Source organism: Pseudomonas sp. NPDC098747 (assembly GCF_044760045.1).
Lineage (GTDB): Bacteria > Pseudomonadota > Gammaproteobacteria > Pseudomonadales > Pseudomonadaceae > Aquipseudomonas.
Window position 1 is genome coordinate 43,422 of the sequence record NZ_JBIWAL010000036.1, and the last position, 13,148, is coordinate 56,569.

13 protein-coding genes and 2 pseudogenes are annotated in these 13,148 nt (G+C 57.6%); 4 read left to right on the forward strand and 11 right to left on the reverse strand.

Annotated elements, in window-relative coordinates:
* Position 1 precedes the first annotated feature (1 nt).
* Entirely contained in the window at positions 2-715 is a 714-nt protein-coding gene (locus tag ACIQVE_RS20235) for a DUF3108 domain-containing protein (protein ID WP_402811320.1), read from the forward strand.
* Between the two features lie 332 nt (positions 716-1,047).
* On the opposite strand, the gene ACIQVE_RS20240 is transcribed toward ACIQVE_RS20235, so the two are convergent.
* The 3 genes and pseudogenes from ACIQVE_RS20240 to ACIQVE_RS20250 form a co-directional block, all read right to left on the reverse strand.
* Entirely contained in the window at positions 1,048-1,911 is an 864-nt protein-coding gene (locus tag ACIQVE_RS20240) for a methyl-accepting chemotaxis protein (protein ID WP_402811342.1), read from the reverse strand.
* A pseudogene (locus ACIQVE_RS20245) lies at positions 1,903-2,673 on the reverse strand (MCP four helix bundle domain-containing protein); the annotation flags it as partial. The pseudogene ACIQVE_RS20245 and the gene ACIQVE_RS20240, both read right to left, overlap by 9 nt.
* 130 nt (positions 2,674-2,803) lie before the next feature.
* Entirely contained in the window at positions 2,804-3,859 is a 1,056-nt protein-coding gene (locus tag ACIQVE_RS20250; protein ID WP_402811322.1) for an amidohydrolase family protein, read from the reverse strand.
* A 128-nt stretch (positions 3,860-3,987) separates the two neighbouring features.
* On the opposite strand from ACIQVE_RS20250, the gene ACIQVE_RS20255 reads away from it, so the two are divergent.
* Both ACIQVE_RS20255 and ACIQVE_RS20260 read left to right on the forward strand, forming a co-directional pair.
* Entirely contained in the window at positions 3,988-4,404 is a 417-nt protein-coding gene (locus ACIQVE_RS20255) for an OsmC family protein (RefSeq protein ID WP_402811324.1), read from the forward strand.
* A 61-nt stretch (positions 4,405-4,465) separates the two neighbouring features.
* Positions 4,466-5,332, forward strand: a complete 867-nt coding sequence (locus ACIQVE_RS20260; RefSeq protein WP_402811326.1) for a pirin family protein — start codon at positions 4,466-4,468, stop codon at positions 5,330-5,332.
* Positions 5,333-5,622: 290 nt separating this feature from the next.
* Here ACIQVE_RS20260 and ACIQVE_RS20265 read toward each other — a convergent pair whose 3' ends face one another.
* The 4 genes from ACIQVE_RS20265 to ACIQVE_RS20280 form a co-directional block, all read right to left on the reverse strand.
* Complete coding sequence (locus ACIQVE_RS20265) at positions 5,623-6,351, reverse strand: dienelactone hydrolase family protein (protein WP_402811328.1); 729 nt, start codon at positions 6,349-6,351, stop codon at positions 5,623-5,625.
* Positions 6,352-6,419: 68 nt separating this feature from the next.
* Complete coding sequence (htpG, locus tag ACIQVE_RS20270; protein ID WP_402811329.1) at positions 6,420-8,324, reverse strand: molecular chaperone HtpG; 1,905 nt, start codon at positions 8,322-8,324, stop codon at positions 6,420-6,422.
* 81 nt (positions 8,325-8,405) lie between these two features.
* The gene (locus tag ACIQVE_RS20275; RefSeq protein ID WP_402811331.1) at positions 8,406-8,858 is read right to left on the reverse strand and encodes a PaaI family thioesterase; all 453 of its coding nucleotides are present in this window, start codon (positions 8,856-8,858) and stop codon (positions 8,406-8,408) included.
* Positions 8,855-9,331, reverse strand: a complete 477-nt coding sequence (locus tag ACIQVE_RS20280) for a PaaI family thioesterase (protein WP_402811333.1) — start codon at positions 9,329-9,331, stop codon at positions 8,855-8,857. Before ACIQVE_RS20280 ends, ACIQVE_RS20275 begins: the two co-directional genes overlap by 4 nt.
* A 158-nt stretch (positions 9,332-9,489) precedes the next feature.
* On the opposite strand from ACIQVE_RS20280, the gene ACIQVE_RS20285 reads away from it, so the two are divergent.
* Complete coding sequence (locus ACIQVE_RS20285) at positions 9,490-9,726, forward strand: hypothetical protein (protein WP_007959016.1); 237 nt, start codon at positions 9,490-9,492, stop codon at positions 9,724-9,726.
* A gap of 77 nt (positions 9,727-9,803) precedes the next feature.
* On the opposite strand, the gene ACIQVE_RS20290 is transcribed toward ACIQVE_RS20285, so the two are convergent.
* The 4 genes and pseudogenes from ACIQVE_RS20290 to ACIQVE_RS20305 form a co-directional block, all read right to left on the reverse strand.
* A complete protein-coding gene (locus ACIQVE_RS20290; protein ID WP_402811335.1) occupies positions 9,804-10,205 on the reverse strand; it encodes an MAPEG family protein in 402 nt (133 codons plus the stop codon).
* Positions 10,205-10,942, reverse strand: a complete 738-nt coding sequence (locus ACIQVE_RS20295) for a DUF599 domain-containing protein (protein WP_402811337.1) — start codon at positions 10,940-10,942, stop codon at positions 10,205-10,207. The genes ACIQVE_RS20290 and ACIQVE_RS20295 overlap by 1 nt, the downstream gene beginning before the upstream one ends.
* Before the next feature lie 269 nt (positions 10,943-11,211).
* Positions 11,212-12,525, reverse strand: a complete 1,314-nt coding sequence (brnQ, locus tag ACIQVE_RS20300) for a branched-chain amino acid transport system II carrier protein (RefSeq protein WP_402811339.1) — start codon at positions 12,523-12,525, stop codon at positions 11,212-11,214.
* A 403-nt stretch (positions 12,526-12,928) separates the two neighbouring features.
* Positions 12,929-13,148: pseudogene (locus ACIQVE_RS20305) on the reverse strand (succinate--CoA ligase subunit alpha); the annotation flags it as partial.

The following is a 13,148-nucleotide window of genomic DNA, read 5'->3' on the forward strand; positions in this document are numbered from 1 at the left end:
TATGCGTCGCGCCCTGCTATTCGCTTGCGCACTGCTCGCCCTGCCTTTCGCACAGGCGGCAGACCTTCAACCGTTCTCCGCCAGCTACACCGCCGACTGGAAACAGCTGCCGATGAGCGGCACTGCCGAACGCAGCCTCTCCAAGGATGCCAAAGGCGTCTGGACGCTCAGTTTCAAGGCGTCGATGATGATCGCCAGCCTGACCGAGACCAGCACCCTGACCCTGGACAAAGACACGCTGCTGCCACAGTCCTACCACTTCGAACGTGGCGGCCTGGGCAAGGCCAAGAAGGCTGATCTGGACTTCGACTGGAACAACAAACTGGTCACTGGTACCGACCGTGGCGATGCGGTGAAAATCCCGCTGAACCGTGGCATGGTCGACAAATCGACTTATCAGCTGGCATTGCAACATGACGTTGCCGCCGGCAAGAAAACCATGAGCTATCAAGTGGTCGATGACGGCGAAGTCGATACCTATGACTTCCGCGTGCTGGGCTCGGAAAAAGTCGAGACCAAGGCTGGCCAGATCGATGCGATCAAGGTCGAGCGCGTACGCGACCCGACCCAAAGCAAGCGCATCACCGTCCTGTGGTTCGCCAAGGATTGGGATTACTTGCTGGTTCGCCTGCAACAGGTTGAAACCGACGGCAAGGAGTACAACATCATGCTCCAGGACGGCACGGTCAACGGCAAGGCTGTAAAAGGCAGCTGATCCGGCGTGATGTGAAAAAGCCCTGCAAGTGCAGGGCTTTTTATTGGCTGCGATTTGGTTCGGAAAATTGTGCGAGGCTCGCCCCTCACCCCAGCCCTCTCCCGAGGGAGAGGGGGCCTACCGAGGTGTCTGGCGCTCGACATCGACCTGTTAGACCGGGTCGATTATGGATTCGCCAAGGCACTTTTAGATCGGTGTTCTTAAGCAATTATGGATTCACCAAATCACTTTCAGGTCGATGTACTTCCAAAGCATACCCCAATCAGTCCCCTCTCCCTCTGGGCGGTCCGACGTTTCGGGAGGGTTAGGGTGAGGGGCTTTTCAGGTAACACTCAGACCGAAAACCTGGCCACCATGCTGTTCAAATCCACCGCCAACCGCGACAACTCCTGACTCGCCGCGCTGGTCTGATTCGCCCCCGCCGACGTCTGCATGGCCAGATCACGAATATTCATCAAATTGCGATCCACCTCCCGCGCCACCGCCGCTTGCTCTTCCGAAGCACTGGCGATCACCAGATTGCGCTCGTTGATCAAGGTAAACGCCGAGGCAATTTCCTCCAGCGCAGTCCCGGCGGCCTTGGCCAGTTCCAGCGTCGAACGCGCCCGCACATTGCTCTGTTGCATCGAACTGACCGCTGAATCCGTGCCTTGCTGTATGCCGCCGATCATCTGCTCGATTTCCTGAGTCGACTGCTGAGTGCGATGCGCCAGCGCCCGCACCTCATCCGCCACCACCGCAAACCCGCGTCCGGCATCGCCAGCCCGCGCCGCTTCAATCGCCGCGTTCAGTGCCAGCAGGTTGGTCTGCTCGGCAATCGAGCGGATCACATCCAGCACTTTGCTGATGCCATGAACCTTCTGCGCCAAATCTTCCATCTGCGTTGCATTAGCCGTCACATCCTCGGCGAGGGATTCGATTGACGATACGGTCTGCTGCACCTGCTCACGGCCATGCTGGGCAATGCGATCGGATTCACGCGAGGCCTCGGAGGTCGCAACAGCGTTGCTGGCCACCTCCTCCACTGCCGCGGTCATCTGATTCACCGCCGTGGCCGCCTGCTCGATTTCCAGACTCTGCTGGTGCAGCCCACGCGTAGCGTCTTCCGTGACGCAACTCAATTCTTCCGACGCCGACGCCAATTGACTGGACGACTCGGAAATCTGCCGAATCGTGTCGCGCAGGTTGTGCTGCATGCTTTTAAGCGCTTGCAGCAGCCGCGCTGGCTCGTCCTTGCCGGAAATGCTGATGTCGCCGGTCAGATCTCCGCCGGCCACCACTTGCGCCACGCCTAAAGACTGCGCCAATGGCAACACGATGCTGCGCGTCAGCAACAGCGCCAGGCCGATGGTGATCAGCGCGGTAACGCCGATCATGACCCCGACCCAAACCCGCGAATGGGTGAACACCAGCCGCGCGGCCTCGGTGGCGAGATTGGCATTGTGTTTGTTTAGCTCGACCAACTGACGCAGGAGTACGGCGATTTCATCGGCCAACGGACTCATCTCGCCGTTGAGAATGCGCGCCGCCTCCTCCACCCGATTCTGCGCAGACAACTGCATGACCTGCGCCTGAAGCTCCAGATACTGGTGCTCGGCCACCTTGAAGCGATCGAACAGTTTGCGTTCTTCATGCAGCACGATCAGCACGTTATAACGCTGCTGGGCCTCACTCAGCCCCCCGCGCAGGTCACTGAGCTTGGCAATATTCTGCTGCAACGCCTGTGGATCGCGATTGAGCAACAGGCGCATGGTCAGCGCACGCAGGCGCAACATGTCCTGACTCATCTCACCGACCGCCATCACGCTCGGCAGCCAGTTGTTATCGACCTCGTCAGACTGGGCGCGCATGTTCGACATTTGCAGCAGGGCGAACGCACCAAGGGCAAACACCATCAAGGCCAACAGGCCAAACCCGAGGCCGGCGCGCGGGGCAATATTGAGACTACGGATACTCATTGCTTTGGTTCCTTCCAAAAGCGCTGCATCAACCCTGCAGCTGGTTGCTCTAGAAGGTATCGGCCCGGCAGGAATTTGCGTAAGACGAAAACGTGATATCAGAATGCCTTAATACTTCTAACCCTCGGCATTAACGATTCAGCGTGGTTTTGCCGGACTTGAGCGCTGTTCGCGGCAATATCGCCAGAAAGTTATCGCGAGCGACCTTTTGTGCAACATCTTCCGGAAGCGCTTCGAGGAAAGGCGTGAAGCTGTGCATTTCTTCACCGAGCTTGTTGAATCGTCCTACGACATCCGAGCCGAGCATGAAGCGCTCCGGGTATTTTTCTACCAGCGCCAGCCATTCCGGGCGTGGCTTGCCCTGTTCATCCAGCAAATACGGCGTGAGCATGCTCCACGACAGATCGATGAACAAATTCGGATACGCCTCGAGCATGCGCGTGAGGGTCGGCAGGAGAAAGTCGAGCTGCGTCTGGTGCCGATGGATTTCCACGCTGGTGCCGGCATGCGCCCAGATAAACCGCGTGTGCGGGTGATTACGCAGCGGTTGTTCGATTTCCTCCAAGTACAGCGGATTTCTCTCACGCTTGGAGGTGATGTTGGAATGCACCATCACCGGCAGATCATTTTCTGCCGCCAGATGATAGATCTTGGTCATCGCCTCGTTGTTAGCGCGCGGCGTGTCGCCGGACGTCAGCGCCGTAAGATCGTCATGCCGTGTGAACACTTCGCCAATGCCCTGCCACAGCCCCGGATACAGATCGAGCATGCGCTGAATGTGCGCGGCTGAGTTCTTGTCATTAGGGTTAAAGCCTGAAAGGAACGGATGAAAGTACGGCCGCTGCTCAGGTGTCAGTTTTTGCACGGCATCAGCGACGATCACGTCGGTGGCGCTGTACCAATAGGCGTCGGCGTCATCACCGGCGTAATAGCGCGGGCGCTTCGGCTCGTCCTCGTGCCACTTCTTCGCCACGGGAATGCCGGAAATCATCACATGCTCAATGGAATTTTCCTTCATGGCCGTCAGCAGTTTCGGCATACCGGCGGTTTCCTGGAAAAAATCCACGTAGTGCAGGTGCGCATCGCTGTAGGTGTATTCGCGAGCGCTGGCGTTACCGCCAAGCACCAGCAAGCAGGCAAGACTCAAACGATACAGGGACACAATTAATCTCCGGCAAGTAGGCATAGCCTAGACCCCGCCCTGACACCAAGGGTTCATCCCGCAGGAAAGTGGAACGCGTACCGGTGGGAATGCTCTATAACTGCAAGGTCTTTTTTGATCGAACGACTTTTCCTACTGCCAGTGAGGTTCCCATGACCGTTACCGTCAATACCGTCTCCGCTGAAGGTTTTCGTCACACCGTCCAGATCGATGAACACGAACTGTTTACCGACGTACCGGCCTCTGCCGGCGGCGAAGGTACAGCGCCAGAGCCGCACGATTACTTCGACGCCGCACTCGGCGCCTGCAAGGCCCTGACCCTGAAGATGTACGCGAAGAAGAAAGACATCCCGCTGACCGGCGTGGGTGTCGAGGTCAAACGCGATAACAGTGAAGAACAGAAAGGCAAATACGCCCTGCATGTCACCCTTACCCTCAAAGGCGTGCTCACAGACGCCCAGCGCGAGGAACTGCTGCGAGTCGCCGACCGCTGCCCGATCCACAAGCTGATGACCACCAGCGAAGTCAGCATCGAAACCCACGCCCCACAGGGCTTCGACAGCCAATAATCACGCGGATGCCAGCAGCGGGTTATGCTTCTGGCATCACCCGCTCAGCCTGGAATGCACCATGGACACGCAACCCCTGATCATCCGCCCGCGGGCCGAAGACGTCGAAGGCCAGTCGATTCTTCGCCCGCTGCCGTCAGCCAAATGCCGCAACGTCGGGCCTTTCGTGTTTTTTGATCACATGCTCGAAACGGTTTACCCGACGGGCAAAGGCATGAACATCCGACAGCATCCGCACATTGGTCTGTCGACGCTTACCTATTTGTTTGAAGGCCAACTCCAGCACAAGGACAGCCTCGGCTCTGATCAGGTAGTCAGCGCTGGCGATGTCAGCTGGATGACCGCCGGCAGCGCGATTGCCCACGTTGAACGTACGCCGGAGCCGCTGTGGGATCAGAGTTTCACGATGCACGGCTTGCAGATCTGGCTGGCCTCGCCCAAGGAACATGAACAAGGCCCTGGGCATTACAGCCATCACCCGGCGGCGACCTTGCCGGTCAGCGATAACCTCGGCGTGCAGATTCGGATGATTGCCGGGTCAGGGTTTTGCCTGAAATCGCCAGTCCCGGTGCTTTCTCCTACGCTGTATGCCGAAGTGAAGATGCAAACGGCGACCACGCTGCTGATCCCCACCGAGCACGAAGAGCGGGCGCTGTATGTCTTGAGGGGTGATGCGCAACTGAACGGCGAAGCGGTCGAACCGCACGCGCTGGTGGTGCTGCCGGTCGGGGAAGAGATGAGGCTGTTTGCCGAGAGCGATGTTCATGCCGTGGTGTTCGGCGGCGCACCGCTGGATGGACCGAGGCGGATCAACTGGAATTTTGTTGCGAGCGATCCGGCGGCGATTGATGAAGCACGGCGTAAATGGGCGGCAGGGGATTGGCCGACAGTGCCGGGGGAAAGTGAGCGGATTGAACTTCCGCGTTAGGCCATTACCCTCACCCCAGCCCTCTCCTAGAGGGAGAGGGGGCCGACCGAGATGTCTTGCGCTCTACATCGACCTGAAAGATAGCGTCGACTATGGATTCACCCGAATCCTGCAGACGGTATTGGACCACTAGCGCGGTCAGGTCGATGTGCTGCAGGCAATTTTGGATTCACCCAAACTCGTTCAGGTCGGCGTATCTCTCGAGCACCCCCCAATCAGTCCCCTCTCCCTTTGGGCGGTCCGACGTTTCGGGAGGGTTAGGGTGAGGGGCTCTTGCCTTTAATGAGCAATCAGCCGCTAAACACTTCATCCAGCAAGTCATGCATCGACTTGAACGCCCGTTTGGCCGTTTTCGCGTCGTACATCATCTTGCCCGGCACGTTGGCGTGCGGGTCGGTAAACGAGTGCACCGCACCGCCGTAGCTCAGCAATTGCCAATCTACCTTTGCCGCGTTCATCTCGTCTTCGAAGGCTGGCAATTGCTCCTTCGGCACCAACGGATCGGCAGCGCCATGCAGCACCAGCACCGAGCCTTTGATGTTCTGCGCATCCGCCGGATTCGGTGAATCCAGCGTGCCGTGGAACGACACCGCCGCCTTCACCGACGCACCGGTGCGCGCCAGATCCAGCGCACAGCAGCCGCCAAAACAGAAACCGAACACCGCCAGCTTCGACGTATCGACTGCCGCTTCGCCCTGCTGCTGCAACTGCTCGAACGCAGCCTGCATACGCTTGCGCAGCAGTGCGCGATCATCCTTCAGCGGCATCATCGCCGCACCGGCCTGATCAGCATTCTGTGGACGCACAGCCTGACCGTAGACATCAGCGATCAACACCACGTAGCCCTTGGCCGCCACCGACTTGGCGATCTCTTCGGCCCCCGCGCTGACGCCCATCCAGTTCGGCGCCATCAACAAACCCGGGCGCGCGCCTTTATGCTCGGCGTCAAATGCCAAACGACCTTCATAAGGCTGACCGTCGATCTGATACACCACGGAACGTACAGTGACTTGGCTCATTTCTGACTCCTGATTACTTGAACACCAGAATGAAAAAACCCGCCGAAGCGGGTTTTTTTACAACGTGATCAAACCGACAGTTCAACCAGCAGCTTGTTCAGACGGCGCACATAAGCGGCCGGGTCCTTCAAGCTGTCACCGGCAGCCAGGGCTGCCTGATCGAAGAGGATGTGCGACAGGTCGCCAAAACGCTCTTCGCTCTGCTCGCCGTCGAGTTTTTCGATCAGCGGGTGGCTCGGGTTGAATTCGAAGATTGGCTTCGAATCCGGCACCTTTTGCCCGCTGGCTTCGAGGATCTGGCGCATTTGCAGCCCCAGGTCCTGTTCGCCAATGGCGAGAATCGCTGGCGAATCAGTCAGACGATGGGAAACCCGAACTTCCGCCACGGACTCACCCAGAGCAGCTTTCAGACGCTCGACCAGACCTTCTTTGGACTTGGCGACTTCTTCTGCGGCTTTCTTGTCCTCTTCCGAGTCCAGGTTGCCCAGATCGAGATCACCACGGGCCACGTCGACGAACGACTTGCCGTCGAAGTCGCTGAGGTAGCTCATCAGCCACTCATCGATGCGGTCGGTGAGCAGCAGCACTTCGATGCCTTTCTTGCGGAAGACTTCCAGGTGCGGGCTGTTCTTCACCTGCGCGTAGGTTTCGCCGGTGAGGTAGTAGATCTTGTCCTGACCTTCCTTGGCACGCGCCAGGTAGTCAGCCAGACCGACGATCTGCTCGCCCTCGTCGCCATTGGTCGATGCGAAACGCAGCAGACCGGCGATTTTCTCTTTGTTGGCGAAGTCTTCTGCCGGGCCTTCTTTCATGACCTGACCGAAGTTCTTCCAGAAACCCTTGTATTGCTCAGGCTCGTTCTTCGCCAGTTTTTCCAGCATGTCCAGCACGCGTTTGGTCAGCGCCGACTTCATCGAGTCGATGATCGGGTCTTTCTGCAGGATTTCCCGCGACACGTTCAGCGACAGGTCGTTGGAATCGACCACGCCTTTGATGAAACGCAGGTACAGCGGCAGGAACGACTCGGCCTGATCCATCACGAACACGCGTTGCACGTACAGCTTCAGGCCTTTTGGCGCTTCACGCTGGTACAGATCGAACGGTGCGCGGGCCGGCACGTACAGCAGCGAGCTGTATTCGAGTTTGCCTTCAACCTTGTTGTGGCTCCAGGCCAGCGGGTTCTCGAAATCGTGGGCAATGTGCTTGTAGAACTCCTGGTATTCCTCGTCCTTCACTTCAGTGCGCGGACGGGTCCACAGGGCACTGGCGCGGTTGACGGTTTCCCACTCGAGCGCTGGCGCCTCTTCGCCTTCGGCAGCCGTGACTTCTTTCGGCAGCTCGATCGGCAAAGCGATGTGGTCGGAGTACTTCTTGATGATGTTGCGCAGACGCCAGCCATCGGCGAACTCGTCTTCCGCAGCTTTGAGGTGCAGGACGATGCGAGTGCCGCGCTCAGGTTTTTCGATGTTGGCGACTTCGAACTCGCCCTCACCTTTCGACGACCAGTGCACGCCTTCGCTGGCGGCAGTACCGGCGCGACGGCTGTACACGTCGACTTTGTCGGCAACGATGAAGGCCGAGTAGAAGCCAACACCGAACTGACCGATCAGGTGCGAATCTTTTTTCTGATCGCCCGACAGATTCTTCATGAAATCGGCGGTGCCCGACTTGGCGATGGTCCCCAGGTGGGCGATCACATCGTCACGGTTCATGCCGATACCGTTGTCTTCGAGGGTGACGGTCTTGGCGTCCTTGTCGAAGCTCACACGGATTTTCAGATCTGCGCCACCTTCGAGCAACTCAGGCTTGGCCAGGGCTTCGAAGCGCAGCTTGTCTACAGCGTCAGAGGCGTTCGAGATCAATTCGCGAAGGAAGATTTCCTTGTTGGAATACAGCGAATGGATCATGAGGTGCAGCAGTTGCTTCACCTCGGTCTGGAAGCCCAGGGTTTCCTTTTGAGTTTCCACACTCATGGTCATCAAACTCCAATCAGATGGCATTGGCCGCGACCCGAATGGTCTGCGGCGGGTTGTCATCTGAGTTTGGGGCAGTGTTCAGGATTTCAAGGGCTCATCGATTTTGAAATGCGCCCGAGCGGTCGCAATCGGTTCGCTTTCGGTACTTTGCCACGCCGTGATGGCAACGTTCGCCACCCGCCGCCCCTGCCGGCAGACCTGACACTTGGCCCAAGTGTCGCGAAACTGCCCGGCCCGCAGATAATCGAGGGAAAAGTCGATGATCTTCGGCACACCCGGCGCTCCGGTGAAAATCAATAAATGCAGGGCTGCGGCCAGTTCCATGAACCCGGCAATCACCCCGCCATGGATCGCCGGCAATAAAGGGTTACCAATGTTGTCCTTGTTTGCCGGCAGCTTGAATAGCAAGTCATCGCCTACGCGCGAGCACTCAATGCCGATCAGCCCGGCGTACGGAATCAACTTGAGCAGCGGTGCGTAGTCGCCCTGCGCATGGGCCTGCTGCAACTGATCCTTGAGGTCGTCGCTCATTGCCCTTCTCCCTTGATAGCGCCGCCGAAGCCTTTGGTGCCCCTGATGTTTTTGCCCATGCGCATAAAGGTGCCGACGACGTGGGCGATTGGCTGCTCGGGATCGTCCTGGTAAGCAAAGCCGCGAGCGAAAATCACATCGGTTGTCACCCGATAGCACTGAGCGAAGCCGTAGACATCTTTGTTGGGCTCAGCAGCGTGCATGTAGTCGATGCGCAGATCGAGGGTCGGGCAGACTTCGAACTCCGGCAGCACGCACAGGGTCGACATGCCGCACGCGGTGTCCATCAACGAAGTGATAGCGCCTCCATGAATCACGCCGGTCTGCGGGTTACCGACGATTTTCGGGCTATACGGCAGGATCACCGTGAGCCCCTCGGTGGAGGCGCTGTGCACTTGTAATCCAAGCACCTGGCAGTGGCGCAACGCCGAAAGAAATCGCGTTGCACGCTCAAAAACGGGGTTTTCAGCCATTTGATAATTACTCTCGTTAGAGCCTTTTGCCAGTAGTAGCAAACACGCCAAAAGTTCCACTGAAAAACAATGTTATATATTTGAAAGAATTGAGGAACTTAACCCTCGGCGCTGAGTTCTTAATGCCAGTAGTTATTTTCCATAAGGAGATACACCCCATGCGTAAGACTTTAGCTATTGCCTTGATGTTGACCGCTTCCCTCGGTCTCGCTGCCTGCGATAAAAAATCCGAGGACAAAGCTCAAGATGCCAACCAACATGCTGAACAAGCTCAGCAAGACATGAACAAAGCTCAGGATAAAGTGAACGACGCTGCGAAAGAAAACGCCGAAGCTGCCAAAGCTCAGGCTGAATCGAACGCAGCTGCACAAGAAGAAGCCGCCAAGAAGCAATAATTTGCTTTTTGGTGTGACAAAAGAAAACCCGCCAAGTGCGGGTTTTCTTTTGTCTGCGTTTTATTGCTAATACCGATTTAGAGCAGGACAGTTCTAAAAGTCGGACTAATCATCAGCAACAACGAGCACACCAAGCCGACCAGCCAGACCAGACTGCGCAACGCAGGCCGATCAGCCAGGTATAACCACAGGTAGATGATCCGCGCGATCACAAAAATGATCGCCAACGTATCGATCAGCCATCCCGCTGTTTGGGTGGTGTGCGCCATCAACACCCCGACCGCGAACAATATGAACGCCTCGATACTGTTCTGGTGCGCAGCCAGCGCCCTCGCGCCGTAACCGGTGAGTTGCGCCTGCTGTTGACGCGGCACATGGTTGTTGTAACCGCCCTGCTCTTTCATGGCCTTGCCCACCGGCAGGCGCGCGATATAAATCAACAGGGCACTGATAAACACACACCAGAACGGAATACTCATCAAACAGCCTCTTTGTTTGCTTCGGGGATGGGTGCTTCTGTAGGGGTATAGACCATGACATCGAGAACGTCGGAATGAAACTCGCGGCGGTACAAGACCACGACCACACCAGCACTCATGAACATGAACAGCCACGGGCTGACGAACCACGCCAGCATGCTCATGCCGAAGTAGTAGGAGCGCAGACCGAAGTTGAACTGGTTGGCCGCCATTGAAATCACCCGCGCCGCTCGCGAAGCGAAGGCTTTGCGCTCCTGCTCCGAGACTTGTCGCTCGCCGATCATGGGTGCCGAACCCACCAGAATCGCCGCAAAGTTGTATTGGCGCATGCACCAACTGAACGTGAAAAACGCGTAGACAAATACCATTGCCAGGCACAGCAACTTGATCTCCGACATGCCTTGCGAGGCCTGCTGCACCATCGGAATATCTGCCAGCAATGACACTGCGCGGTCGGAAGCCCCCAGCACGGTGAGGATACCGGCGAGGATGATCAGGGTGCTGGAAGCGAAGAACGAGGCGTTACGCTCAAGGTTGCCGATCACGCTGGCGTCCGCAATGCGGTTGTCGCGCAGCAACATGCGGCGCATCCAGTCTTCGCGGTACAGGTGCAGCACAGTGGCCAGACACGCGGTGTCGCGGGCCTTCCAACTGGCGTAACGGGTGTAACCGCCCCAGCAGATGACAAACCAGAGTGCAGCGAGCAGATGGATCAGATTGGCCTGGATGAACGACATGCGGTTCCCTGTGATGTGTTGGCGCTGTACTGATGACCTGTGGGAGCGAGCTTGCTCGCGAAGACGATTGTACATTCAGCATCAATGCTGACTGATCCACCGCTTTCGCGAGCAAGCTCGCTCCCACATTAAAATTTGAGCAACCCTTCGACGTTAGCTCAGGGAAAAAGACACTGCCTGATGCCCATAAAAAATGCCCCGTATCGATTGATACGGGGCATTTCTGTTTAAGCCTTAATGACCCGCTTATGGCGGGTCAGGAGACGACATCAGGCAATGGCTTCGCTGCGCTTGCCCAGCAGGCGATCGCAAACTACCGCGACCACCAGTGTCATCACGCACGGCACCAGCCACGCCAGGCCCTGCTCGCTCAGCGGCAGGTTGGACAGCTGCGACGGCAGCCAGTCGACGAGACCGGCGCCTTTCAGCGCATCGATGGTGCCGAACAGAAACGACACCAGCATCACCGGGCCGAGGATGCGGCCATGCTCATGCCAGAAGTCTTTGCAGAAGCTCAGCGCCACCAACACGATGCACGGCGGGTAGATCGCGGTCAGCACCGGGATCGAGAACGCAATCAGCTTTGTCAGGCCGAGGTTGGACACCAGCAGCGAAAACGCCGCCAGGATGATCACCAGCGTCTTGTAGGACAGTGGCAGCACACGGCTGAAATAATCGGCACAGGCGCAGGTCAGACCGACCGCCGTCACCAGACACGCCAGCGAGATCAGCACCGCAAGGAAACCGCTGCCCAACGAGCCGAAGGTGTGTTGCACATAAGCGTGCAATACCGCCGCGCCGTTGGTGGCACCGACGGCTACTTCATGGCTGCCGGAACCGAGACGGAACAGGCTGATATACACCAGCGCCAGACCGACACCGGCAATCAGCCCTGCGATGATCGCGTAACGGGTGATCAGCGCTGGTGACTCGACGCCACGGGAGCGAATCGCGTTAACAATGACAATACCGAACACCAGTGCGCCGAGGGTATCCATGGTCAGGTAACCATTGATGAAACCCTGGGAGAACGGCGCCGCCACGTATTCCGGCGTGCCATGACCGATATCACCGGCCGGCAAGGCGAATGCCGCGATGCCCAGAACAGCCAGCGCGATGATCTTCAACGGCGCGAGAAAACGCCCTACCGTGTCCAGCAAACGGCCCGGATACAGCGAGATGAAGAACACCAGCAGGAAGTAAACCGAACTGTAGAGGAACAGCGCCAACGGGCTCTCGCCGGTCAACGGCGCCAGGCCCACTTCGAACGATACGGTCGCGGTACGCGGGGTAGCGAACAACGGCCCGACTGCCAGATAGCACGCGGCCGCCAGAATGCCACCGGCAACTTTGCCGATCGGGCTGCTCAGGGCGTCCATCGCTCCACCGACCTTGGCCAGTGCAATAACGGTAACCACCGGCAAACCGACCGCGGTGATCAGAAAGCCCAGCGCCGCCATCCAGACATGAGGTCCGGCCTGCAAGCCGACGATAGGCGGGAAGATGATGTTACCGGCCCCGACGAACAGGGCAAACGTCATAAAACCGAGTGCCAGGATGTCCTGACCTTTCAAAACTTTCATTAAGGAAATACCACACTACTGAATCGGAATTTAGAGGGGGATTGCCCTGTGGGATTAGGGAAATGCTGTCGATCCGTATAGGACTGACCCGTAAAGCGCGCTGCATGCCTTGTGGGCGGCAGACGCAAAAATGGCTGCTAGCCTAACGAATTTGTCTGACAAACGCACTGTTTGGGGGCGAACTATCCGATACCCGACGTTTCTGTGTCGCGTTTTTGCATGTAATTGGGTAGGTGCCTATAAATCGCCTTCGCGAGCAAGCTCGCTCCCACACTGGAATGCATTCAAATGTGGGAGCGAGCTTGCTCGCGAAGAGGATGTGCCTACCGATGCAAATGCCAGAAACAACAAAGGCCACCCGAAGGTGGCCTTTGTTTGGTGAAGCGTCAGTTAAGCGCGAGGCTTACTTGACAGCCCAACCGGTCAGCTCGGACAAAGCCTTGCCGATGTCTGCCAGCGAACGCACGGTTTTAACGCCTGCGTCTTCCAGGGCAGCAAACTTCTCGTCTGCAGTGCCTTTGCCGCCAGAGATGATTGCACCAGCATGGCGCTTGCGTTTTCCCGATGGGTCAGTCACACGAGCGATGTAGTTAAAATATGGATTTGTTAGGTGTGCGTTGATT

Bases quoted from the DNA above. Each gene is read 5' to 3' on its own strand.
- ACIQVE_RS20240 (WP_402811342.1), bottom strand. From the start codon at position 1,911: ATGCAGCACAACCTGCGCGACACGATTCGGCAGATTTCCGAGTCGTCC.
- ACIQVE_RS20295 (WP_402811337.1), bottom strand. From the start codon at position 10,942: ATGTCGTTCATCCAGGCCAATCTGATCCATCTGCTCGCTGCACTCTGG.
- ACIQVE_RS20290 (WP_402811335.1), bottom strand. From the start codon at position 10,205: ATGAGTATTCCGTTCTGGTGTGTGTTTATCAGTGCCCTGTTGATTTAT.
- ACIQVE_RS20275 (WP_402811331.1), bottom strand. From the start codon at position 8,858: ATGAGCGACGACCTCAAGGATCAGTTGCAGCAGGCCCATGCGCAGGGC.
- ACIQVE_RS20260 (WP_402811326.1), top strand. From the start codon at position 4,466: ATGGACACGCAACCCCTGATCATCCGCCCGCGGGCCGAAGACGTCGAA.
- ACIQVE_RS20285 (WP_007959016.1), top strand. From the start codon at position 9,490: ATGCGTAAGACTTTAGCTATTGCCTTGATGTTGACCGCTTCCCTCGGT.
- brnQ (WP_402811339.1), bottom strand. From the start codon at position 12,525: ATGAAAGTTTTGAAAGGTCAGGACATCCTGGCACTCGGTTTTATGACG.
- ACIQVE_RS20235 (WP_402811320.1), top strand. From the start codon at position 2: ATGCGTCGCGCCCTGCTATTCGCTTGCGCACTGCTCGCCCTGCCTTTC.
- ACIQVE_RS20280 (WP_402811333.1), bottom strand. From the start codon at position 9,331: ATGGCTGAAAACCCCGTTTTTGAGCGTGCAACGCGATTTCTTTCGGCG.
- ACIQVE_RS20265 (WP_402811328.1), bottom strand. From the start codon at position 6,351: ATGAGCCAAGTCACTGTACGTTCCGTGGTGTATCAGATCGACGGTCAG.
- htpG (WP_402811329.1), bottom strand. From the start codon at position 8,324: ATGAGTGTGGAAACTCAAAAGGAAACCCTGGGCTTCCAGACCGAGGTG.
- ACIQVE_RS20250 (WP_402811322.1), bottom strand. From the start codon at position 3,859: ATGCCTACTTGCCGGAGATTAATTGTGTCCCTGTATCGTTTGAGTCTT.
- ACIQVE_RS20255 (WP_402811324.1), top strand. From the start codon at position 3,988: ATGACCGTTACCGTCAATACCGTCTCCGCTGAAGGTTTTCGTCACACC.